20 protein-coding genes are annotated in these 23,544 nt (G+C 44.6%); 9 read left to right on the top strand and 11 right to left on the bottom strand.

The annotated features are described in order from the left end of the window. Nucleotides 1-309: 309 nt before the first annotated feature. From cgtA to folA, 4 genes are all read left to right on the top strand, one after another. Nucleotides 310-1,482, top strand: coding sequence for an Obg family GTPase CgtA (gene cgtA / locus AB4623_RS01085; protein ID WP_017061377.1), 1,173 nt, complete (start codon nt 310-312; stop codon nt 1,480-1,482). Nucleotides 1,483-1,646: 164 nt separating this feature from the next. Continuing rightward, a complete protein-coding gene (locus AB4623_RS01080; protein WP_017061378.1) occupies nt 1,647-2,414 on the top strand; it encodes a threonine/serine exporter ThrE family protein in 768 nt (255 codons plus the stop codon). After that, the gene (locus AB4623_RS01075) at nt 2,414-2,887 is read left to right on the top strand and encodes a threonine/serine exporter family protein (protein WP_017062945.1); all 474 of its coding nucleotides are present in this window, start codon (nt 2,414-2,416) and stop codon (nt 2,885-2,887) included. The genes AB4623_RS01080 and AB4623_RS01075 overlap by 1 nt, the downstream gene beginning before the upstream one ends. A 36-nt stretch (nt 2,888-2,923) precedes the next feature. Beyond that, nucleotides 2,924-3,403 (top strand): type 3 dihydrofolate reductase, encoded by a 480-nt coding sequence (gene folA, locus AB4623_RS01070; protein WP_017062944.1) that lies wholly within the window; start codon nt 2,924-2,926, stop codon nt 3,401-3,403. Between the two features lie 74 nt (nt 3,404-3,477). On the opposite strand, the gene AB4623_RS01065 is transcribed toward folA, so the two are convergent. The 6 genes from AB4623_RS01065 to lptD all read right to left on the bottom strand — a co-directional run bounded on the left by AB4623_RS01065 (nt 3,478) and on the right by lptD (nt 10,234). Beyond that, nucleotides 3,478-4,281 carry a symmetrical bis(5'-nucleosyl)-tetraphosphatase gene (locus AB4623_RS01065; protein ID WP_017062943.1) on the bottom strand — a complete coding sequence of 268 codons (804 nt, stop codon included), beginning with the start codon at nt 4,279-4,281 and terminating at the stop codon, nt 3,478-3,480. Between the two features lie 29 nt (nt 4,282-4,310). Then, nucleotides 4,311-4,691 carry a Co2+/Mg2+ efflux protein ApaG gene (apaG, locus tag AB4623_RS01060; protein ID WP_004735899.1) on the bottom strand — a complete coding sequence of 127 codons (381 nt, stop codon included), beginning with the start codon at nt 4,689-4,691 and terminating at the stop codon, nt 4,311-4,313. Nucleotides 4,692-4,779: 88 nt separating this feature from the next. Beyond that, on the bottom strand, nt 4,780-5,595 hold the full coding sequence (gene rsmA, locus AB4623_RS01055; RefSeq protein ID WP_017062942.1) for a 16S rRNA (adenine(1518)-N(6)/adenine(1519)-N(6))-dimethyltransferase RsmA: 816 nt from the start codon (nt 5,593-5,595) through the stop codon (nt 4,780-4,782). Continuing rightward, nucleotides 5,592-6,584: a 4-hydroxythreonine-4-phosphate dehydrogenase PdxA gene (gene pdxA / locus AB4623_RS01050; protein ID WP_372145532.1), complete on the bottom strand. Its 993-nt coding sequence runs from the start codon at nt 6,582-6,584 to the stop codon at nt 5,592-5,594. The genes rsmA and pdxA overlap by 4 nt, the downstream gene beginning before the upstream one ends. Further along, nucleotides 6,571-7,869, bottom strand: a complete 1,299-nt coding sequence (surA, locus tag AB4623_RS01045; protein WP_065584690.1) for a peptidylprolyl isomerase SurA — start codon at nt 7,867-7,869, stop codon at nt 6,571-6,573. The genes pdxA and surA overlap by 14 nt, the downstream gene beginning before the upstream one ends. Nucleotides 7,870-7,912: 43 nt before the next feature. Further along, nucleotides 7,913-10,234: an LPS assembly protein LptD gene (gene lptD / locus AB4623_RS01040; RefSeq protein WP_372145530.1), complete on the bottom strand. Its 2,322-nt coding sequence runs from the start codon at nt 10,232-10,234 to the stop codon at nt 7,913-7,915. Between the two features lie 149 nt (nt 10,235-10,383). Here lptD and djlA point away from each other — a divergent pair, with 149 nt between their 5' ends. Beyond that, on the top strand, nt 10,384-11,238 hold the full coding sequence (gene djlA / locus AB4623_RS01035; protein WP_017061385.1) for a co-chaperone DjlA: 855 nt from the start codon (nt 10,384-10,386) through the stop codon (nt 11,236-11,238). Between the two features lie 57 nt (nt 11,239-11,295). Then, nucleotides 11,296-11,841: a DUF924 family protein gene (locus AB4623_RS01030; RefSeq protein ID WP_017066942.1), complete on the top strand. Its 546-nt coding sequence runs from the start codon at nt 11,296-11,298 to the stop codon at nt 11,839-11,841. Between the two features lie 95 nt (nt 11,842-11,936). On the opposite strand, the gene AB4623_RS01025 is transcribed toward AB4623_RS01030, so the two are convergent. From AB4623_RS01025 to leuA, 5 genes are all read right to left on the bottom strand, one after another. Further along, nucleotides 11,937-12,719, bottom strand: coding sequence for a DUF547 domain-containing protein (locus AB4623_RS01025; RefSeq protein ID WP_102428411.1), 783 nt, complete (start codon nt 12,717-12,719; stop codon nt 11,937-11,939). A gap of 194 nt (nt 12,720-12,913) precedes the next feature. Continuing rightward, nucleotides 12,914-13,516 carry a 3-isopropylmalate dehydratase small subunit gene (leuD, locus tag AB4623_RS01020; protein WP_017062937.1) on the bottom strand — a complete coding sequence of 201 codons (603 nt, stop codon included), beginning with the start codon at nt 13,514-13,516 and terminating at the stop codon, nt 12,914-12,916. Nucleotides 13,517-13,530: 14 nt separating this feature from the next. Beyond that, on the bottom strand, nt 13,531-14,943 hold the full coding sequence (leuC, locus tag AB4623_RS01015; protein ID WP_017062936.1) for a 3-isopropylmalate dehydratase large subunit: 1,413 nt from the start codon (nt 14,941-14,943) through the stop codon (nt 13,531-13,533). 117 nt (nt 14,944-15,060) lie between these two features. Beyond that, a complete protein-coding gene (gene leuB, locus AB4623_RS01010; RefSeq protein ID WP_017061390.1) occupies nt 15,061-16,152 on the bottom strand; it encodes a 3-isopropylmalate dehydrogenase in 1,092 nt (363 codons plus the stop codon). A 97-nt stretch (nt 16,153-16,249) separates the two neighbouring features. After that, nucleotides 16,250-17,797 (bottom strand): 2-isopropylmalate synthase, encoded by a 1,548-nt coding sequence (gene leuA, locus AB4623_RS01005; protein ID WP_017071424.1) that lies wholly within the window; start codon nt 17,795-17,797, stop codon nt 16,250-16,252. Nucleotides 17,798-18,365: 568 nt separating this feature from the next. Here leuA and AB4623_RS01000 point away from each other — a divergent pair. From AB4623_RS01000 to AB4623_RS00990, 3 genes are read left to right on the top strand one after another with little or no spacing between them, the layout of a single operon-like run. Continuing rightward, a complete protein-coding gene (locus tag AB4623_RS01000; protein ID WP_017062933.1) occupies nt 18,366-19,025 on the top strand; it encodes a TetR/AcrR family transcriptional regulator in 660 nt (219 codons plus the stop codon). After that, nucleotides 19,025-20,362, top strand: coding sequence for an efflux RND transporter periplasmic adaptor subunit (locus AB4623_RS00995; RefSeq protein WP_372145528.1), 1,338 nt, complete (start codon nt 19,025-19,027; stop codon nt 20,360-20,362). Before AB4623_RS01000 ends, AB4623_RS00995 begins: the two co-directional genes overlap by 1 nt. Then, on the top strand, nt 20,359-23,466 hold the full coding sequence (locus AB4623_RS00990) for an efflux RND transporter permease subunit (RefSeq protein ID WP_372145526.1): 3,108 nt from the start codon (nt 20,359-20,361) through the stop codon (nt 23,464-23,466). The genes AB4623_RS00995 and AB4623_RS00990 overlap by 4 nt, the downstream gene beginning before the upstream one ends. The last annotated feature ends 78 nt before the right edge of the window (nt 23,467-23,544 follow it).

Genomic DNA, 23,544 nt, shown 5'->3' with positions numbered 1-23,544 from the left:
AGATTATTTTATTAGCTTTCAAGCTGAATTCAAAAGCCCTGCCGATTCGGCAGGGTTTTTTATTTATAGCAAGAATAAAAAAGCAGACGCTCTTGTTTTGGTTTTGAGAAGCCGTTTTATTTTTTGATAAACAGATTAGTTTTTAAGAAGCCGTTTGTTTTTAAGAAATAAGAAGCAAAGAACCTCTCCTTATTTGTTCCTTGGTTGCAGGTCGGCCTAGATCTTAGGTGATCGATCTAAACACGGATCTGCTAGAATTTATATCACTCCTTGATGAGTGGTAACGCAACGTAAGTGCGGAGTTAAAAAATGAAATTCGTTGATGAAGCGGTAGTAAAAATAGAAGCCGGTGATGGCGGTAATGGTACAGTTAGCTTTTGGCGCGAAAAATTCGTCGCTAAAGGTGGTCCTGATGGCGGCGACGGTGGTGACGGCGGTGATGTTTACATCCAAGCGGATGAGAACTTAAACACACTGATCGATTACCGTTTCCAACGTTTTTACAATGCAGAGCGTGGCGAGAATGGTCGCGGCGGTAACTGTACTGGTAAACGTGGTAAAGACATTACGCTGAAAGTACCAGTTGGTACGCGTGCAGTTGATATCCACACCAACGAAATCGTTGCTGAAGTTGCTGAACACGGCAAGAAAGTAATGGTTGGTAAAGGTGGTTGGCACGGTCTTGGTAACACGCGTTTTAAATCGTCTGTTAACCGCGCTCCTCGTCAAAAGACAATGGGTACTAAAGGCGAAGTTCGTGAACTGCGTTTAGAGCTTCTTCTATTAGCTGACGTTGGTATGCTTGGCCTACCAAACGCAGGTAAATCTACTTTTATTCGTTCAGTATCTGCTGCGAAACCAAAAGTGGCTGATTACCCGTTCACTACTTTGATCCCAAGCTTGGGTGTGGTAAGTGTTGTCCCTGAAAAGAGCTTCGTTGTTGCCGATATCCCAGGACTAATCGAAGGCGCAGCTGATGGCGCTGGCCTTGGTATCCGATTCCTTAAGCACCTTGAGCGTTGTCGTGTTCTTCTGCATATGATCGACATTATGCCGATCGATCAATCTGATCCTATTCAGAATGCACTAACGATCATCGATGAGCTTGAGCAATACAGTGAAAAAGTTTCACAAAAACCTCGCTGGTTAGTGTTCAATAAAGTTGACCTAATGCCAGAAGACGAAGCAGACGAAAAGATTCAAGAAATCATCGATGCTTTGGGCTGGGAAGGCGAGTACTTCAAGATCTCTGCTGTGAATAAAATCGGCACCAAAGATCTTTGCTTCAAACTAGGTGAGTTTATGGAAAACCTACCTCGTGAAGTTGTAGAAGTTGAAGAAGAAGAAAAAGTAGACTTTATGTGGGATGACTACCATAAAGATGCGATGAGCGGTAAGAATGTCGTTACTGAAGATGACGACGATTGGGACGATTGGGATGACGAAGAGGATGACGGCCATGTTATCTATGTTCGTGACTAATCCTCTTAGTTTCTCATAACGCATCGGTCGCTTCTTACAAGTACACTGATAGTTTTATTAAACCGCAATGAAAATTGCGGTTTTTTTGTATCTAAATCATGACGTCTTACTGTTTTTTATGCAAAATTTATCTTTAGATAATTAACGCCTATGGGAAGGAAATCATGGCATCAAAGCAAAGAGCGATCTCAAGACTCGTCGCTCAATCAGGACAAATGTTATTGGCGCACGGGGCAGAGAGCACACTGGTCGGCGATATCATGCGTCGCATCGGTATTGCTTGTGGGGTGAATGAGGTTGAAGTCGCACTGTCAGCCAATGCGCTTGTTGTAACTACCGTAATGGATGATCACTGTATTACCACTACTCGAAGTTGTGCTGATCGTGGCATTAACATGCAGGTTATCACCGACATTCAACGCATTTGCATCATGATGGAGAAGGGAATTCTCGATTATGATTTGGCGTATAAAAAGATTCAAAACATCAGCCCCGAGCGCTACAACCGTTGGTTAGTGGTTGTGATGATAGGGTTGTCGTGCGCCTCTTTTAGCCACCTTGCGGGCGGAGACTGGCAAGTCTTCATGATGACTTTTATTGCTTCAGCTTGCGGTATGATCGTCAGGCAAGAGATTGGGCACCGCCATTTCAATCCGCTATTAAACTTTGCTATCACAGCATTCGTTACCACGACCATTTCAGCTCAAGCCGTACTTTACAATATTGGCGGCCAACCCACGATCGTGATGGCTTCATCTGTATTAATGTTAGTACCTGGTTTTCCTCTGATTAACTCCGTCGCTGATATGCTTAAAGGCCATATTAATATGGGGTTAGCGCGCTTTACCATGGCCAGCTTATTAACTCTGGCGACGAGCTTGGGCATTGTCGCGGCGATGAGTCTATCAGATGTTTGGGGGTGGGCAAGCTAATGAGTATTTTCGAACTGTTTTTAGGTCTGCTCAACGATATGTTTTTCGCCGCTATTCCTGCGGTTGGGTTTGCATTGGTGTTTAACGTTCCGCAACGTGCTTTAATTTATTGTGCACTCGGTGGTTCTATCGGTCATGGTAGCCGGTATCTGATGATGCACTTTGGTATTCCAATCGAATGGGCGACGTTCTTCGCCGCAACCGTGGTTGGTATGATAGGGGTTCATTGGTCACATAAACTGTTAGCACATCCGAAGGTGTTTACGGTTGCAGCTCTAATTCCTATGGTGCCAGGTGTGTTCGCCTTCAAGGCGATGATTGCGATGGTGGAGATTAACAGGGCAGGCTACACGCCTGAGTTGTTGGCAATGTTGATGGAGAACTTTTTAAAATCGATGTTCATTATCGCAGGGTTGGCGGTTGGCTTAGCTGTGCCAGGGCTGTTATTCTATCGCCGTAGACCTATCGTTTAGCGTTAATTTTCTTTTTAGGGACAGGACTTTCGATTTATGATCATCAGCATGATAGCGGCAATGGCAAACAACCGTATAATTGGTAAAGACAATCAGATGCCTTGGCATTTACCTGCGGATTTTGCATGGTTTAAACGCTCGACTATGGGTAAACCAGTCGTGATGGGACGTAAGACCTACGATTCTATTGGACGCCCTTTGCCGGGTCGGTTGAATGTCGTAATCAGCCGTGATGAGAGTTTAAAGATTGAAGGTGTAACGACGGTAACTTCTATTGAACAGGCTCTAGAGCTACTCAGTGATGTTGAAGAGGTGATGATCATTGGTGGCGGCTCTATTTATGAGAGCTGCTTACCTAAAGCGGACAAGTTGTATCTGACTTACATCGATTTCGCCGTCGATGGAGATACACAATTTCCTGACTGGGGTGAAGGTTGGAAGCAGAGCTTTAACGAGAGCTATCAAGCTGACGAGAAAAACAAACACAACATGGAGTTTGTGATTCTCGAGCGTTAACTGTGGTTATCAATAGCTAGTCTCTGAAAAATGCTTGCGTTACCCTACCAAGGTAGCGCAAGTTTCTCGTATCTTTATAGCGCTTTCTGAGTGAAAAACTGTTTATCTTCCCAGCGAAGAATTGTCAATTCACCTCCCCAGACGCATCCAGTATCAAGTCCAATTACGTCTTTTCCGTTATAGCCTTCAAGCGCAGCCCAGTGTCCAAAAACAACGGTTTTATCGAGCTTTATGCGTTGCGGAAGGTCAAACCATGGCACTAATGGTTCATCGGTAATCTCATTCGGTGGTAGCTTACATGCCATGTCGAGACGGCCATCTTCAAAACAGAAACGCATTCTTGTCAGGCTATTGATCGCATAGCGATAGCGCTCAATATCATGTAAATCCTGATGCCATAAATCAGGCGCGTTGCTGTACATGTTTTCGATTAGCCATTGCCATTTATCGGACTTTAACAAGGATACGATCTCTCGATTTTCAACACGTGCTCTTTCTAGATTCCACTGCGGTGAGATACCCGCATGGCACATCACGAACTCTGGGTGTTCTTGAAGCAAAGGCTGTTGTCTTAACCATTCGATTAGCAGTTCACGATCTTCAGCATCAAGAATCGCTTGAGTCTTATCTTTTGGTTTCGCTGGAAATAGTCCTAAGGACACCGCCAGAAGATGTAAGTCGTGGTTGCCTAATACAACCTTAGCTGCGTCACCAAGGTTACGAATAAAGCGTAACGTCTCCAATGATTTAGGGCCTCGAGCAACTAAGTCTCCGGCGACCCATAAAGTATCTTGGTGTTTATCAAAGTTAATTTTTTCAAGTAGTCCTTGAAGTTCGTCGAAGCACCCTTGGATGTCTCCGACAATGTAATTCGACACAATAATTTCCTGTAGATACGGATGTACGGCTAATTAAGAATATTAGGGATTGCGAGTCTGAATGGGTCAACTTCGGTAATAAAATCAATGCCCTTGTTATCGGTCATCACATAGTGACCTTGCATAACGCCAACAGGGGTTTCGATGACCGTACCACTTGTGTAGGTGTACTCGTCGTTGGCTTCAATCACGGGTTGTTGGCCAACTACACCATCACCCTCAATGGTGAGCTGCTTGCCGTTAGAGTCGGTAATTAACCAGCGGCGAGACATAAGTTGCACCGTTGTTTTACTTAGATTTTTGATGGTAATAATGTAGGCGAAGACATAACGATTCTTCGTTGGCTCAGATTGTTCTTCTATGTACTTAGAGTGAACCTGGCATTTGATACAAGGCGTAGATATATCCATATTCGCACCTTTTGTTGTTGATATACTTAATGTAATTAAAGTATTACATAAAAAAGGCTCCTAACCGAAGTGTAGGAGCCTTTTTTATTTATTTGTCAGCGTTATGACTGTCGTACAACCAGTTTGCCATGTCGACAAACTGCTCGAGCGTTAAGTTCTCAGGACGCATGCTTGGGTTGATACCTAGCTCTTCAAGCACTTCCTTATCGATTAAGCTCTTGTAGCAGTTACGAACTGTTTTACGACGTTGGTTAAAGCCTTCACGACAGACGCGATCTAGCCATTTCAGATCTTTTGCCGGATAAGGCAGCACTTCGTATGGCTGTAGGCGCACGACTGCTGAGTCTACTTTCGGTGGCGGAACGAAGGCCGTTGGTGGAACTTCTAACACAGGCGTTACTTTACAGTAGTATTGAGCCATTACAGTAAGACGACCATAAGCTTTACTGCCAGGGCCAGCAGCTAGACGGTTAACCACTTCTTTTTGAAGCATAAAGTGCATGTCTTGCACGTCTTTATGGAATTCAAAAAGGTGGAACATCAATGGTGTAGAGATGTTATATGGCAAGTTACCAAAGATGCGTAGCTTATTGTTTGGCTTAACCAGTTCTTGGAAATCGAACTTCATCGCATCGCCTTCACGGATCGTTAGCTTGTCCGCAAGATCTGGATGGTTACGAAGACGTTCTGCAAGGTCTCTATCCAATTCGATAACAGTAAATTTATCGACAAGCTTACCCACAGGCTCAGTAATTGCGCCTAGACCAGGACCGATCTCTACCAAGTTTTGACCTGGTAGTGGGTTAATACTCGATACGATGCCATCAATAATGTATGGATCGTTAAGGAAGTTTTGACCAAAACGTTTACGCGCTTTGTGCCCTAAGTGGACATCATTTCTCATTGCTTTTTCTCTACTAATTCAATGGCGTGCGTGAGCGCTGTTCTAAAGCTCCCTGTATCGGCTTGGCCTTTCCCTGCCAAGTCTAAGGCGGTACCGTGGTCGACTGATGTGCGAATAAACGGTAAGCCAAGCGTGATGTTCACTGAGCGACCAAACCCTTTGTATTTCAATACCGGGAGTACTTGGTCGTGATACATACCTAAAACAGCATCTGCATCTTGCAAATATTTTTCATTAAAGATGGTGTCTGCTGGCAATGGGCCAACTAAATTGATGCCATCTTCTTGGCGAATTTTTTCTAGCGTCGGGGTGATGGTTTCAATCTCTTCACGCCCTAAACAACCATCTTCACCAGCATGTGGATTCAAGCCACACACATAGATAGTTGGTTTCTCAATAGCAAATTTTTCAACCAAGTCTTTATTTAGAATAGCAATAATTTGCTCTAATCTGTCTTCGGTCACAGCTTGAGATACATAAGCTAGTGGGATGTGCGTTGTTACTAGCGCAACACGCAGCCCTTCAGTTGCCAACATCATCACCACCAGTGGTGTATTGGACTTCTCTGCAAAGAACTCGGTATGGCCGCTAAAAGCAACGCCAGCTCGGTTAATTACACCCTTGTGAACGGGGCCGGTGACAATAGCATCAAATTCATCATTCATACAGCCAATTGCTGCGGTTTCTAAAGTATTTAATACGTAATGACCATTAGCCTCATTGAGTTTACCTGCAACTGCCGTTTCAGCAAGTGGAACGTGTTTCACTACCAGTGTGCCAGCGCGTTGCGGTTGCTTAGCTGCATTTGCATCGTAGTCCAGAAGATCGACTTCGATACCAAGAATTTTAGCTCGCTCGGATAGCAGTGTTTTATCAGCACAAACCACGAGTTGATGAGGCCAACTTTCTTGAGATAGAGCCAAAGTTAAATCTGGGCCTATCCCTGCTGGTTCACCTGCGGTTATGACAATACGTTTAGTTGTTGTCATCTTGGTCGTCCTCAACCATCTCAACAAAGGCACTTGCTCTTACTTCTTGTAGCCAAGCACCAGCTTCTTCGTTGAATTTACGGTTAAATAGAATTTGGTAAGCTTTGTTTTTCAAAGCTGAATCGGTACGGTCGACTTCGCGACGGTCTAGTACTTCAACAATGTGCCAACCGTGTACGGTTTTGAATGGCGCACTGATTTTGCCTTCTGGTAGCGTTTCTACTTGGTGTTTGAATTCTGGTACATACAAATCTGGTGTTTGGTAGCCTAGCTCACCATCTTGTACTGCAGAACCTGGATCTTGGCTGTATTGCTGTGCAAGGTCGCCAAAGCTCGCTTCACCTGTGTTTACGCGGCGCGTGATCTCTTCAAGTTGTTCTTTCGCACCATCGTCACTCAAGATTACGGTTGGCTTAATCAAGATATGACGAGCATTCACTTCCGTTACTGCTACGGTTTCTAAGCCTTTCACATCTTCAATTTTTAGAATGTGGAAACCTACACCGCTACGGAAAGGACCGATGATGCTACCTTTATTTTGCATTTTGATCTGGTCAGCAAAAATGGTTGGCATCTCTTCTTTACGCATCCAACCCCAATCACCACCTTGCAGCGCTTTAGGACCCTTAGAGTAAGTATATGCCATGGTGCTGAAATCTTTGCCTGAGTTCAGTTCTTCAACCAGTTCAGTAGCTTGAGCTTCTAACTCTTCTTTGGTTTGGTCATCATTAAAGCGCAGTTGAATGTGGCCAATTTTATATTGAACGGTCGCGTTAGTCTCTTGCGCTAAGATATCTGCTAGGTTATCAACTTCCGCAGGAAGAATATTGATACGGCGACGAACTAAGGCGTTACGAGCTTCACTTGCTGCAATCTCTTTTCTTACTTGCTCTCGAAATGCATTGTAGCTAAGGCCTTCTTCAGCAACCGATGCGGTAAGTTGTTCTACCGTTTGGTTGTTGTCTTTAGCGATACCTTCAATTGCTTGATCAAGTCGAGCATCATCAATACGAACACCGATACGTTCTGCTTCTTGAGTTTGAATAGTATCGATGATCAGTTTTTCTAGTACTTGCTCATTGAGCACATCTTGCGATGGCAGTGTTTGACCGCTTTTTTTTGCGTTGGCACGCAGTGTCTTCATCGAAGCATCGATGTCGCTTTGTAAGATAACGCCTTCGTTAACGATAACTTTTACGCTGTCTAGCTCAACCGGAGCTGCAAAGCTTGTTGATAAAGTACAAGTCGCTGCAATAGCAATTAATGTGCGTTTCCACAATGTCATGTGTAATCCTTTAAATTTACTGATTTCTTATCAGTAAAGAAAATTAGTTGTTTAAGAAGAATGGGCGACCGTAGCTCAATGAGTTATCAGAACTGCTATCCCCAACAGCGCCTGAATCAGAGCCTAAGTTAGTACCAAAGCCGATAATACCGAAATTCACACCAAAGTTATTTTCATATTCAGGCGTGACATTTGGATCACTAATGTTATTTGTCAGCTGGTTACTATACGTAAATCCGATATACCAACAATCCGATTTATAGTTCAAGCGAGCCAACCATTCTAGATTTTCTTGTGTGGTTAAATCATAGAAATATTGAGCACTGGCATTCCACTTCCGCGAAATCTGGTAAGCACCAAGTAAGCCTGCTTGTGAGATACCATCTCTAGTTATTCCTGATACGTCAAAATCAACAGTTTCATTTATGTACTCTTCTGTTACATAGCGATAGTTGGTCTGTATGTAACCGCCTGCGAAGCGATATTCTAATGTGCTGTTGGCAAGTTGCATCGCAGTGGTATCGATGTCGTATTGCACACCACCATGGTAGAACAGGTAGTCATCATAGTTGAAGTCCATTTCGATAGCCCAAGACGAATAATTAGTTTTCTTATCAGAGTCGTCGTTGTCTAAAGTCTGTTTTGTATCTTTGTCGATATAAAAAATTTGGCCAAAAGAAATATTGAGACGTTCTTTATATTCATCATCAAAGAAACGAGACGAGGCGCCATAGCTGATTTGATTTGCCGCAGCAACGCGGTCTACGCCACTGTATTTACGACTTCTAAATAAGCCATAATAGTCGGTTTGTAACAGCGTAGTATCATAAAGACCAATATCGCTTTGATCTTCTTCTGGTACGTAAAGGTACTGAACTTGAGGTTCGAGTGTTTGAGTGTAATTACCTACAATTTTTGTATCACGTTCAAGAACGATACCTGCGTGGCTTCTAAACTCAGGTATTACACGTGTTACTGATTCCTCTAAATCTTCATACTCACTATCAATGTCATTCAGATCCTGTTGGTAGTATGTACCAAGTAGTCGAGCTTCTGTTGTCCAAGTGCCCCAAGTGTTACCTACTGGGATTGTAATACCAGGTTCAACGTGAACACGAGTGGCTGATGGTTTGCCTGATGCGTCGGTATCGAACATTGATATATGACTGATTAAGTCAAAATCTAGGTAATCCATTACCTCTGGAGCATAGTAGTTATACTCGAGTTGTGGCATTAGACGATAAGGCAAGTTATTGCTGGTGGTAAGAACTTGGAAGTCTCGAACAAGTACAGACGCATCCCAATGTTGAGAACGGTATGTTGCTTGCCCTTCTTGAAGCAGTTGTCCATCTTCACGGTTACCGATATTTGAGCTCATGTCCGAAAAGTAGTCAATATCACTGACTTTAGAGTAATCAATTTCGAATAACCAAGATTGTTGGAATATTCCTGAATGTTCTAGTTGGAAACCCCAACGATCGCCTAGATCAGTGTACTTTTGATCGTCTGGTAAATATTCAGACTCGATACTACCGGAACCAAAATCGCTTAAATATCTGAATTTACTGTTGAGTTGAGTGCCACGCTCTTGCATGTACTTGAAGGTAGTTTCCAAATCGTAGTCTGGTGCTAAGTTCCAATAAACAGGAATTTCAGCTTCAAAACCATCGCTTGAACCATACGAAACTGTTGGGTACAAGAAACCGGTTTTACGTGTATCACCCACCGGTACTGTTAAGTAAGGTAAGTAAAAGACGGGAACACTTTGGATTTCAAAACGTGGATTATAAAAAGTGGCTTGTTCTTCGTCTTGGTCGACACTGATGCTCGATGCTCTTAGACGCCAAGCATTATCGCCGATAGGGCAAGAGGTAATGGAGCCATCTTCAATCTCATAAACCGCTTTACCTGTTTTTGCTATATAAACAGCATCTCCGCGACCGGGCTCGCAAAGGAATTCGTAATCGGTGTTCTCAAGTGTCATTTCATCTGTAGTCAGATTATTGGTCGCTCTGTCTGAGATAGATTTGATTTGACCATCACTAAAGTTTACGTTGCCTTCAGCTACAACGATATTTTCTTGTTGGTGCAGGGTTACGTTATCGGCAAGGATGGTCTTGTTCCCTTGCGTAACGACTACGTCACCTGAATATATTGCTTTGTCACCATTGATAGCTTCTAGGCGATCTGACTCAACGTGAGCGGGTAGCTGTGTCTCGTTTTCTGCAGCGGGCTCGATCAAGCATTGATCTATAGAGGGCATTTCCTGCACACTACTATCGGTGATTGTTTCAGCTTGAGTTGTCGACACGTATAACGCCGTACTTATAGACGCGGCTAACAAGGAGCGGGAAAAAGATTGCATGAAGTTGAACTATCCTGTGTCACTAGATGAAGGGTTGATCTAGTATCAATCCAATTAATAAAGCATTTTCCTTATGATAAAGGAAATAATAGCATTCAGCATCATCAGACAGCATTACTCAGATAAAATTCATAGATAGAGAACACATAATGCAAATATTTGGCAAAATTTTGGGCGCGTTTTTTGGCTTTTTATTTGGAGGGCCACTCGGTTTAGTTTTTGGTCTGTTTTTAGGACACCAATTCGATAAAGCTCGCGGATTGAACCAATCAGGCTTCAATAGCTCTGGTTTTGGTCGAGGTCCAAGCCAAGCAGAAAGACAGAACGAGTTTTTTAAATCCGCTTTTGCGGTTATGGGGCACGTTGCTAAAGCGAAAGGGCAGGTAACGCCAGAAGAGATTCAACTCGCTTCTACCATGATGGAGCGTATGAACCTGCATGGCGAACAGCGTAAAGCAGCGCAAGATGCATTCCGTGACGGCAAAGAGAGCGACTTCCCTCTGAACGACGTACTTGAGCGAGTTAAAATCTCATCGGGTGGTCGTTTTGATCTTCTGCAGTTCTTTCTAGAGCTTCAGGTATCTGCCGCATTTGCGGATGGAAGTTTGCACCCGAGTGAACGTCAAGTTCTGCATAAAATAGCGCAAGGGCTTGGGTTTTCGGCAGCACAACTAGAACGCCGTTTGCAGATGCAAGAAGCTGCGTTCCGTTTCCAACAGCAAGGTGGAAGCTTTGGTGGCCATCAGGGGCATGGGCAATCATCAGGTTGGCAACAGGCTTCGCAACAGAACCAACTTGGCGACGCATATAAGGTTCTTGGTGTGAGTGAAAGTGCTGACGGTAAAGAGGTGAAGAAAGCCTACCGCAAGCTGATGAATGAACATCACCCAGATAAACTGATGGCGAAGGGCTTACCGCCTGAGATGATGAATGTTGCGAAAGAGAAATCGCAAGAAATTCAGAATGCTTATGACCTGATAAAGAAAGTAAAAGGTTTTAAGTAATTGAACACTAAACTGAGTAATAACAAAGTTACTCGGTTTTTTATTAAAGGTAATTATATGACGGTAACGTATCAGGATGTTCTAGAGTTTTGGTTCGATGAGTTGACGCCTAAAGATTGGTTTACTGGCGGCGCCGAGATTGACACTTTGATAGAGTCTCGATTTTCTGAATTGCATAAAGCAGCCATTCAAGGCGAGCTATTTGAGTGGCGCCAAACTGCGCAAGGACGATTGGCTGAGATTATCGTACTTGATCAGTTTTCTCGAAATATTGGTAGAAAAAGTCCGACAGCATTTTCTGCTGATCCGATGGCGTTGGCTCTAGCCCAAGAGGCGGTAGCGGGTGGTTTTGATCACCAGCTTAACGAGCAACAGAAAAGCTTCCTGTATATGCCTTATATGCACAGTGAATCTTTGTTAGTCCATGAACAAGCCGTGGAACTCTTTTCTCAAACGGGATTAGAGCATAATCTGGACTTTGAGTTTAAGCACAAGGTTATCATTGAGCGATTTGGTCGCTATCCGCACCGTAATGAGGTGTTAGGGCGAGCTTCGACTCCCGAAGAGATTGAGTTCTTGCAGCAACCGAGCTCAAGCTTTTAATTGTAGAAATACGGTCAAAGAATTGAGAAGAGGCTAGAGGTTAATAAAAACCTCTCGCCTCTTTTTTACTTTAGTGATCAACTTTAGCCTTAGAGCTAGTTTGCTTGGTTGAGCGACCAATCGTATTCATAACTGATGTTTTGAGTATTGGTTACTGCTTCAATTCGATATTGTTCTAAGTGCTGAATAAGCTGTTTCTTCGTACCAAAATCCACAGCAAACCATTCGTAAATCGATGATAGTTGAAGCTTATTGTTTGTAACCATCACGCCTTTGTCACTGCTTACAAACTCAGTTGCAGCTTGCTCTAGCAAGGCTTCAGTATTTTTAGAGGTAAAAGCGTCAGGTTGTAAGTTAGGGCAACCTAGGCTGGCACAGTTCACTGCATAATGCGTGCGAGGATCTTGCCAAATTGGTCTTAGGATTCGGTGTTCAATGTCATTGAGTGTCAGTGATTTCCCATTAACGACTACCACATCATCTCCCCACGGACCGAAACTAAATAGTCCGCCAAGTTTAGTTATGGATTTGATCGGGTAGGCATCAAGAATCAAATCGACAGTCACGGCGTTATATAGATTAACCCAGTAGGCATATTGTTCCGCTTTTGAGTAGTCGAGTGGATTCAACTGCTCTAGCCTCTTGATGTATTGCTTGAGCTTTGTCTTATCTGCAGTGCTCACAGCTTGATAGCGAACTAGGGTGTTTTGCCCTTGTTTAACTAAGTAGTTATCGATAAATTGCTGCCAGTCTTGATGAGATACCTGTTCTTGGTTGGTTTCATTGCTTTGGTTCCAGTATGGCCAAAGATCAGATTTAGGCGCAGACCAAGCTAAGGTTGAGAAAAGTAGGCTGACAATAAAAAGTAGTTGTTTCATGGCATTCTCCTGATGACTGACTATTAAGACCTTATGCTTTACGATTTTCTTTCATAGCTCTTCAGTTAAATAGCGGAACTGATCAAAATAAAGGGATGAGCCTAATAAGCACATTAAGTTAAGCTAAAAGCTCAGCCAAATAAAAAAGGTTGGCACTAGGCCAACCTTTTATATGTACACAAAACTGTGTGATGCTATTTCAGAAAGCTAGGAATCTTAGCTTCAAACTCTGAAATCTTATCTGCGTGTTGAAGCGTTAGGCCGATGTTATCTAGACCATTCAGCAAACAGTGACGACGGAACTCATCAATTTCAAACGAGTACTCTTTGCCGTTCGCGCTGACTTTCATTGCTTCTAGATCAACCGTAATTTCTGCACCTTCATTCGCTTCAACGAATTGGAATAGCTCATCCACTTCTTGCTCAGTCAATCGAACTGGCACCATTTGGTTGTTGATCGAGTTACCGTAGAAAATGTCGGCAAAGCTTGGTGCGATCATTACTTGGATACCGTAATCGGCAAGCGCCCACGGTGCGTGTTCACGAGATGAACCACAACCGAAGTTTTCACGAGCTAAAAGAATTGAAGCGCCTTGGTAGCGAGCTTCGTTCATTACAAAATCAGGGTTTGGCTGTTGGCCTGCATCGTCTAGGAAGCGCCAATCGTGGAACAAGTGCTTACCAAAACCGATGCGGTTTACTTTCTGTAGAAACTGCTTTGGAATAATCGCATCAGTATCGATGTTGGCCGTATCTAGAGGAACGACTAATCCGGTGTGTTGTTGAAAACCTGACATGTTAAATCCTCTAATTAAAGTTCACGAATATCGACAAAGTGACCAGCGATAGCCGCTGCGGCTGCCATTGCTGGGCTAACTAGGTGCGTACGACCATCACGGCCTTGGCGACCTTCAAAGTTACGGTTTGATGTAGAAGCACAGCGCTCTTGTGGACCTAGACGGTCGTTGTTCATCGCAAGACACATAGAGCAACCCGGTAAACGCCATTCAAAGCCTGCTTCGATGAAGATCTTATCTAGGCCTTCAGCCTCAGCTTGTGCTTTAACTTGCTCTGAACCCGGAACGATAAGCGCTTGAACATGTTTCGCTACTTGACGGCCTTTCGCTACCGCTGCTGCTGCACGCATGTCTTCGATACGAGAGTTAGTACAAGAACCCACGAACACTTTATCTACGTTGTAATCAGATAGAGATTTACCGGCTTCAAGACCCATGTAAGCCAGCGCTTTTTCAGCTGATGCTTTTTCTACAGGGTCTGCGAAGCTTTCTGGTGCAGGGATTGGTGTGTCTACTGAGATAACCTGACCTGGGTTGGTACCCCAAGTGACTTGTGGTTTGATGTCTGCCGCTTCTAATGTAACAACTGCATCGAATTCTGCATCAGCATCGGTTTTTAACGTATCCCAGTATTCGATTGCTGCTTCTAGGTCTTCGCCTTCTGGAGAGAACTTACGACCTTTGATGTACTCGTATGTCGTTGCATCTGGAGCGATTAAGCCTGCTTTAGCGCCAAGCTCGATTGCCATGTTACATACTGTCATACGACCTTCCATCGTAAGGTCGGTAATTGCCTCACCACAGAATTCAACTACGTAGCCAGTACCGCCAGCAGCCGTTGTTTTACCGATGATCGCTAGCACGATGTCTTTTGCAGTGATGCCAGGAGTAACCTTGCCTTTTACTTCGATCTTCATGGTTTTAGCGCGAGCTTGTTTTAGCGTTTGCGTAGCTAGAACGTGTTCCACTTCTGAAGTACCGATACCAAATGCTAGTGAACCAAATGCACCGTGTGTAGCCGTGTGCGAGTCACCACATACGATGGTCATGCCCGGTAGCGTAATACCTAGCTCAGGACCCATTACGTGCACAATACCTTGGTATTTGTGGTTTAGATCGTAAAGCGTGACACCAAACTCTTCACAGTTCTTCGATAGCGTTTCCATTTGGATACGAGCCATCTCACCAGAAGCGTTGATGTCTTTAGTTTGTGTCGATACGTTGTGATCCATGGTCGCGAAAGTCTTGCCAACTTGGCGAACTTTGCGGCCTTTCTCACGCAAGCCATCAAATGCTTGAGGTGACGTTACTTCGTGAACTAAGTGACGATCGATATAAAGAATTGGTGTTTCGCCCTTCGCTGCAACCGCAACGTGAGCGTCATAAACTTTTTCGTATAAGGTTTTTGCGTGCTGGTTTGTCGACATAGCTTTTCTTCCTTGGGAGCATCAGTCCCAGTGTTTGTTTCGAGCCAAGTCATGCGGTTTACGCTGACTTGGCTTGATATTATTCTTATGTACTTGCTTCTAATCGGAGCCTTTAGCTTATGAAGCTAAGATGTACTCAGCGATCTTGTCACCCATTTCAGAGGTAGTCAGCGCTTGGTTTTTGCCAGCAAGGTCTGCCGTTAGCTCGCCTGCAGAAAGTGCTTTAGAAACCGCTGCTTCGATGTCTTGTGCTGCCGCTTCTTCGCCTAGGCTGTAACGAAGCATTAGGGCTGCAGAAAGGATTTGCGCGACTGGGTTTGCGATGTTCTTACCTGCGATATCTGGTGCGCTGCCACCTGCTGGTTCGTATAGGCCGAAGTTGCTTTCATTTAAACTTGCAGAAGGAAGCATACCCATAGAGCCAGTGATCATTGCGCACTCATCAGAGATGATGTCACCAAAGATGTTTGAACATAGCATTACGTCAAACTGAGATGGGTCTTTGATTAGCTGCATGGTCGCGTTGTCGATGTACATGTGGTTTAGCGTGACATCTGGGTAATCTTTTGCGATTTCTTCAACCACTTCACGCCATAAGATAGAGCTCTGCAGAACGTTTGCTTTATCGATTGAGTAAACGTTTTTGTTACGTAGACGTGCAGATTCAAACGCAATCTTGGCAATACGTTCGATCTCGTAACGGTGGTAAACCTCGGTATCAAAAGCTTTCTCAGTTGCGCCTTCGCCTTCACGACCTTTAGGTTGGCCGAAGTAGATGCCGCCTGTTAGCTCACGAACTACAACGATGTCGAAGCCGTTACCTGAAATGTCAGCACGCAAAGGCGAGAAAGACTCTAGACCTTTGTGGATTTGTGCAGGACGTAGGTTACAGAACAGTTGGAAGTGTTTACGGAGAGGAAGTAGGGCACCACGCTCTGGTTGATCGTTTGGTGGAAGGTGTTCCCACTTAGGGCCGCCAACCGAGCCAAATAGTACTGCGTCAGATTCTTCACAGCCTGTTACTGTCGCTTCTGGAAGTGGACAGCCGTGGTTATCAATTGCGATACCACCAACATCATACTCTTCACGAGAAAAGCTAATCGCATGCTTCTTTTCAATCGCGTCTAGCACTTTGTGTGCTTGCTGCATTACTTCTGGGCCAATGCCATCACCAGGTAGTACGGCAATCTTGTATGATTTATCAGTCATGTTAATCCTTTAATTCTTGTTACTGAGCTCTTTCGCTCGTTTTAAATTTTGTCCCTAAAGCCAATAACATCGGCTCTAGGGCTCTGTTATTGGGTGTTTAAACTGTTGCGATTCTTTGCTGTTTCATTTCAGCAATGGTGTCTGCGCGTTGAATGCTATTAATAACGTGCAGTAGCGCCTGACCAGAGGCCTCAACGATATCCGTTGAAACGCCCGTACCGTGGTACTTACGGCCTTTATAGTTAGCAATAATATCAGCTTGGCCTAAGCCATCTTCGCCTTCACCTTTCGCGGTAAGGTCGAATTTATCCAATGCAATTTCGTAACCCGTTAAGCGGTAGATACATTGGTATAAAGCATCAACAGGTCCGTTACCGACAGCCGCTTCGCATTTCTCTTCATCACCACATTGCAGCTTGATGCTAGTGGTAGACATAACACTACCAGATTGTACGCTTAGGTAGTTAAGTTTATAGAAGTCATCTTCGTCACGTAGATTTGCGAAGTGCATTAGTGCTTCTAGGTCGTAATCGAATACTTGGCCTTTACGGTCAGCCAGTTTCAAAAAGTCTTCGTACAATGAATCTAGGTTGTACTCATTGTCTTTGTAGCCCATTGCGTCCATGTGGCTCTTAACGGCTGCACGACCACTGCGGCTTGTTAGGTTCAATGCTTTGTTTTTCAAGCCAATAGACTCAGGTGTCATGATCTCGTAAGTGTTCTTGTTCTTTAGCATGCCATCTTGGTGGATACCTGAAGAGTGGCTGAATGCGTTAGCACCAACGATTGCTTTGTTGTCTTGAATCGGCATGTGGCAAAGCTGGCTCACCAATTTACTGGTACGGTGGATCTCTTGGTGATCTAGGCCGGTATGAACACCTAATAACTCTTGACGAGTCTTGATGATCATTGCGATCTCTTCTAAAGAACAGTTACCCGCGCGTTCACCAATGCCGTTAATGGTACCTTCAACTTGGCGAGCACCTGCTTGTACCGCTGCGATTGAGTTAGCAACCGACATACCCAAGTCATCGTGACAGTGAACAGAGATGATTGCTTGGTCGATGTTTGGAACGCGATCAAATAGCGTTTTGATAATGCCACCAAACTCGTTAGGTACTGTGTAGCCTACGGTGTCTGGAATGTTGATGGTTTTTGCGCCCGCGTTAATCGCGGCTTCAACCATACGACATAGGTTGTCGATAGGTGTACGACCGGCATCTTCACAAGAGAACTCAACATCGTCAGTGTAGTTGCGCGCATGCTTTACCGCTTTCACTGCCATCTCGACAACATCGTCGTAGCTGCGGCGTAATTTATCTTGCACGTGAACCGTCGATGTAGAAATGAAGGTATGAATACGGAACTGCTCAGCCACTTTTAGCGCTTCTGCAGCGGCATCGATATCTTTTGCAACTGCACGAGAAAGCGCACAGATACGGCTATCTTTAATATTTTTTGCGATGGTTTGTACTGATTCGAAATCGCCTGGCGATGACACAGGGAAACCCGCTTCAATAACATCTACACCCAGTCGTTCAAGTGCATAAGCGATCTGTAATTTCTCTTTTACCGTAAGGCTTGCTGCCAACGCTTGCTCGCCGTCACGTAAAGTCGTATCAAAAATTATCACTTGATCGTTCATGGGTGCTTCCTTATATCGATATTGTATCGATTGCTATCCAAATTATTATTGAGAATGATGTTCTTTTAAAAGTGCCAGTTACAAAAAAACCCGCTCAGCGCGGGTTTTAATATTTGTGTAGTTCTTGACCCACAACTTACCCGCGCGATTGGTTCACGATAAGGAGAAGTTTCAGCAGTCGAGAAGAAGAAAAAATCATTACACAAATATCCGTAAATAAACTGTTAACACCATATGTACCGTAATTTATTCTGAGCGTCAAACAAGAAAATCCAATATCAGCATACATTAGCGGCGTTTTGGTTTGGTTTGTGCTGCTTGCGTGTTGTTTGTTGGTGTTATCGGCTGATTGAGTGTTTCGTACTGGGCGGTTAGTTTATCGTTTGGCTTATGTGTAGGTTAAAACTTTGTAGTAAATCTTTTTGATGGAACGATTCACCAATAAAATTAAAAGGGCGGCTAAATTAATTAATCATTTGATTAAATAGTGAGTAATTAATCTTCTACAACCATGTCGATTTATCCCTATAATTAATCGTGTGATTAATTATAGGGATAGGTCTCAGTGATGGCAGCGCGTAAAGCAGGGCGACCTCAACAGAATCTAGATGTACGGCAGTTACTCATTGAGCACGCTCGAGATCTGTTCGTGGTTCAACCGTACGACAAGGTATCGACTCGCTTAGTTGCTGAGCGAGCGGGTGTGAATATTGCGATGATTCGCTATTACTTTGGCAGTAAAGCCGGATTGTTTGAGGCGATGCTGCGTGAAACATTACGCCCTATGCAATTACAAATGCAGAGACTCGTTGATGAAAGCAGTCATGAGAACTTTCTTGATTTAATGCGGACTTACTACAAAGAGATGGTCAAAGTGCCGAAGTTTCCTCGCTTGATAGCCCAAGTGATGAATATGCCTCCCTCTGAAGTGCAAAGAGAGTTGCTCGAAAAGGTTTTCCTCGATGTTGCAAAGCCAGCCCAAGATGTCATTTTTGAAAAGTTGGTTGAACAAGGCATCTTAAAACAGAACATGGATCCAAAATTGTGCCGTATTTCGTATGTAAGCTTGATGGTGTTTCCTTTCATCGCTCCGCCGCCTTTATTGGCAATTCATGGGATTGAGATTAATGAAGAATTTCTTAATCGTTTAATCGAACACAACATTCAATTGATGACTGAAGGCTTTATTAACGCACCGAGCCCTTCTTCCGTGCAGGACCAAAGATAATGAAAATAAATAAAAAACTACTCTTCTTTCCAGCACTTGCGGTTGGTGTTATTGGCCTTGTCGCCGCGATTAACTTGAAGCCGGATCTTCCAACCAAACCTGCGGGTGATAGGGCTCGCTTAGTTGATACTGTGAGCCTAGAACAACAACTGATAGCGCCGTTAGCGGTCGGCTTTGGCAAAGTAGTGCCTAAAGTTGAATGGAAAGCGATTGCTGAGGTGACAGGACAGATCGTGTATCGACATCCAGATCTTGAAAAAGGCCAGGTGATCCCTGCAGGAATGGTCGTGCTCAAGGTTGATCCATTGGATTACGAATTGAAACTGATACAAGCAGAGGCGGATCTAAAATCAAGCCAAACCTCATTAGCGAAATTGAATCAAGAAGAAGACAACCTTAATCAGACTCTTAAGATCGAAAAGAATCGTTTGGTGATCAGCAATAAAGAGCTACAACGTAAACAGGATCTGCGTAAGAAAGGGCTCACCTCTCAATCGGATGTCGACCTGCAACAACAAAGCGCATTGTCTCAGCAGAAGTTGGTATTAGATATCGCGAACCAAATCGCGTTGATGCCAGATGAAAAGCGTGTTGCGGAAGCGGTGATTAAGGTCAACGTGTCTAAGGTAAAAGAGGCGCAGCGCTCTCTCGATAAGACCACGATCACTTTACCAAGAGCGATGCGAATTGCTCAAGTTGATATTGAACAAAATCAAGTAGTTAACCTTCAGCAAGAGATGTTTATTGCTCACGGGATTGATGTTATGGAAGTGGAGGCGCAACTTTCTATTCACGATATGCAAACTTTAGCCTCCAGCTTTAACCAATTTCCTCGCGATGCTGCAGGAATCCCTAATCCTTATGAAGCGCCAATCAAAGCAAGCATTCAACTTAACAGCGGCAACCTGAACCTCAGTTGGCCAGCGAAGGTGGCAAGAATCAGCGAAACAGTTGATGAAAACCAAGCGACAGCGGGGATTATTCTCGAGATCGCTCAAGACTACTCACAATTACAACCAGACAGCGCAACGCCTTTGGTTAACGGTATGTTTGTCAAAGCTGAGATTGAGGGTGTCGCGAATCTAAGTTGGGTGGTTCCAGAGCGAGCACTGCATGGTGATAAGGTTTACCTGATGGATGACAACCAGCGTTTGCAAGTGGTCAATGTTGAAGTGCTTTATCGCAGAGACAATCAAGTGGTTGTGAGTGGAGAGCTACAAACTGGAGATAAACTGGTTCTTAATGATGTCCTGCCAGCAATAGAAGGCATGTTACTGAGAGAGTCCAACTCTGAAGAGGCTGAGCTTGAATCAGATACTCAGGAGAGTGCGTCATGATCAAGTTTTTCTCTCGGCACCCAACAGCAGCAAACTTGTTGATGCTTGGGTTGTTGATCTTGGGTATAAGCTCACTATCAACCATCAAACGTGAAACCTTCCCCGCTTACGATCCGCCTTACATTATGGCTGCAATTGTTTATCCCGGCGCCTCTCCAAAAGAAGTGGAAGAGAGCTTGTGTGTGCGAATGGAAGATGCAGTAGACGGCTTAGCCAACATTGAAGAAACTCAGTGTGAAGCCATCGAAGGCAGCGCTCGTTTAATTCTAAAGTTAAATGAAAAAGCGGACATCGGCCGAATGCTGGTGGATGTGCAAACCCAGATCAACTCGATCAATGATTTCCCAACTGAGATTGAATCGCCTGTTGTTCAAGAGCTAGATTGGAATGAACCGGTTGTCGATATCGCTATAACAGCCGAAACGTCGTGGCCAGAACTTAAGGCCTACGCGGAAGATCTTAAGCGCACCATGAAGCTTGATTACGATGTCTCTTTGGTCGAGGTTAGCGGCTTCTCGGATCATCAATATCGAGTGGAACTGGATACCCAAGCTATTCGTCAGTTGGGTTTGAGTGTCGGTGATATCGCGGATCAAATTGGTCGACAGAATGTAAAACTGCCGAGTGGTAACGTTGAAACACCAGACAAAAACTTTCTGATTCGTTTCGACGAGAGACGAGTTACGCCTGTTGAGCTGGAAAGCATCGTGGTTGGATCTGCGCCTAATGGCTCGGTGATTCGTTTGAGAGACATAGCCAAAATAACCGACCGCTTTGAACTTGATGAGCAAAAGGTGCTATTTGATGGCAAGCCTTCAGCGCTGCTTAAGATCAGTAAGAACAAAGAAGACGATGCGCTGCGAATCAAAGAGAACGTAACACGATTCGTTGAAGATCAAAGCGCGATTGCTCCTGATGGCGTGACACTACAAATGACCAACGATCTCTCATCTGTACTTTGGGATCGTCTAACCATGATGGTGAGCAATGGCTGGCAAGGTATTGTGCTGGTGTTCGCCACCATGTGGCTGTTCTTCAGCTTACGTTATTCATTTTGGGTGGCGGCAGGGTTGCCAGTGGCCTTCCTTGGTGGCTTGTTCTTAATGGCCAACCTTGGTTTGTCGATCAACATTATGTCGCTGGTCGGGTTGTTAATGGCAATCGGTATTATGATGGATGACGCCATCGTGATCGCCGAATCGATAGCCTCCCACTTAGATAGGGGACAAAGCGTCGATGATGCGGTGTACAACGGCGTTAAGAAAGTGCTTCCCGGAGTACTGTCTTCTTTCTTAACCACGGTGTGTATTTTCGGTAGCTTACTGTTTCTTGATGGCGAGATGGGCGCGGTGCTTAAAGCGGTGCCTCAGGTACTTATCTTGGTGTTGTCTCTGAGTTTAATCGAAGCGTTTCTTATTTTACCCAATCACTTATCTCATTCATTACACAAAGAAAAAAATGATAAGCCAGCGCTGCGCTTCAAAGTGGTGTTGCTTGAAAAATTTGAGAACTTCCGCAATACAACTTTGATGAACATGGTCGAGAAGGTCGTGACGTTCCGCTATGCATTTATGGGCGGAGTGCTGACACTGTTGTTGCTTTCTATTGCCTTGATTGCGGGTGGTGCTGTTAAGTTCCAACCTTTCCCCGAATTGGATGGAGACATTGCTGAAGCGCGTATCATTCTTCCGCCGGGTGCGTCATTGTCTCAAACCGAGAGAGTCGTCGATAAAATAGTCGCGTCTGCTGAGCGTTTGAACGTGCGGTGGAGTGAAGAGGTCGAAGAGGGCAATGAGTTGGTGGAACACATCACGAGCCAATTTAATGCTAATGCTGATGCCAGTGAATCTGGACCGCATCTCGCGACTGTCCGTTTAGATCTGCGTGGTGCAGAAAGTCGAAACACGGTGATCGATGATTTCATTGATGCATGGCGAGAAGATATTGGCGATTTAGCGGATCCTATTTCATTGGTGTTCAAGCAACCCACGATGGGGCCGGGCGGTCGTGCTATTGAAATCCGCGCCAAACACGATGACCTGAGCGCATTGAAATCCGCTTCTTTGGATATTCAGGAGTACCTTAATCAGTTCGACGGGGTGCACGGCGTGCTTGATGATATGCGCATGGGTAAAGAAGAGATTTTGGTTAAGCTGCGCCCTGGAGCCGAAACCTACAATGTGAATGGGCAGATGATTGCGTCTCAGTTACGAGCGGCTTTCTTTGGGCAAACGGCGGATGAGATTCAAATCGGCGTTGAAAATATCTCGATTGAAGTGCGTCTTGATAAGGAACAAGCGGGCGACATACAGCAACTAGCTAACTTCCCAATCATTACCGCAGATGGCAGTCAGATCCCGCTAGCAACGTTGGCGACATTAGATTTCCAGCGTAACTACGTGCGAATTCAGCGTATTGATGGGCTGAGAACCATCAGTATTTTTGGTGATATTGATAATAAGAAAGCGAGTTCATCCGCGATTTTGGCTCAGTTCCAAAAAGATGAAGCCGCCAAACTTATTCAGAAGTACCCGGGTTTACGCTTTGATTTCGAAGGGGAGGCCAAGGATGCAGCCAAGACTGGCGCTTCGATGGGCAAAGGATTCTTGCTCGGCTTATTCGGCGTGTTTGCGATTCTTAGCTATCAGTTCAGAAGCTATTTAGAGCCTGTGGTCGTGATGTTAGCGATTCCACTCGCTTTTATTGGGGTGGTCGTTGGTCACTGGATACTTGGCCATTCTTTGAGTATGCCAAGCATGATGGGCTTTGTGTCGCTTGCCGGAATTGTGGTTAATGATTCCATCTTGTTGGTGCAGTACATTCGTCACCATGTCGATGAGGGAGATAGCGTGCATGACTCGGTGGTGAAAGCCAGTCGCGAGCGTTTCCGAGCGGTATTCTTGACCTCAATGACGACTGCGGCAGGTTTGCTACCGCTGTTGACGGAAACCAGCTTACAGGCTCAGGTTATCCAGCCACTGGTTATTTCGATCGTATTCGGCATATTTGCCTCGACCTTATTAGTATTGTTTATGATCCCAGCGGCCTACGCGATATTGGCGGATTTCGGTTTGGTGAAAAAGCACGAGCCATTAGCCCTATAGCCTTTAGCGCTATTATCATTTGCGAGTACTACTATTATTAGCGAACGCTATAACCATTAACACGATAGAAGTAGCGTT

Source organism: Vibrio sp. 10N.222.52.C12 (genome assembly GCF_041474215.1).
In the GTDB taxonomy this organism is placed as follows: Bacteria; Pseudomonadota; Gammaproteobacteria; order Enterobacterales; family Vibrionaceae; genus Vibrio; species Vibrio crassostreae_C.
The sequence above is the reverse complement of the archived record's forward strand: the minus strand, read 5'-3'. Positions and strand labels throughout refer to the sequence as shown.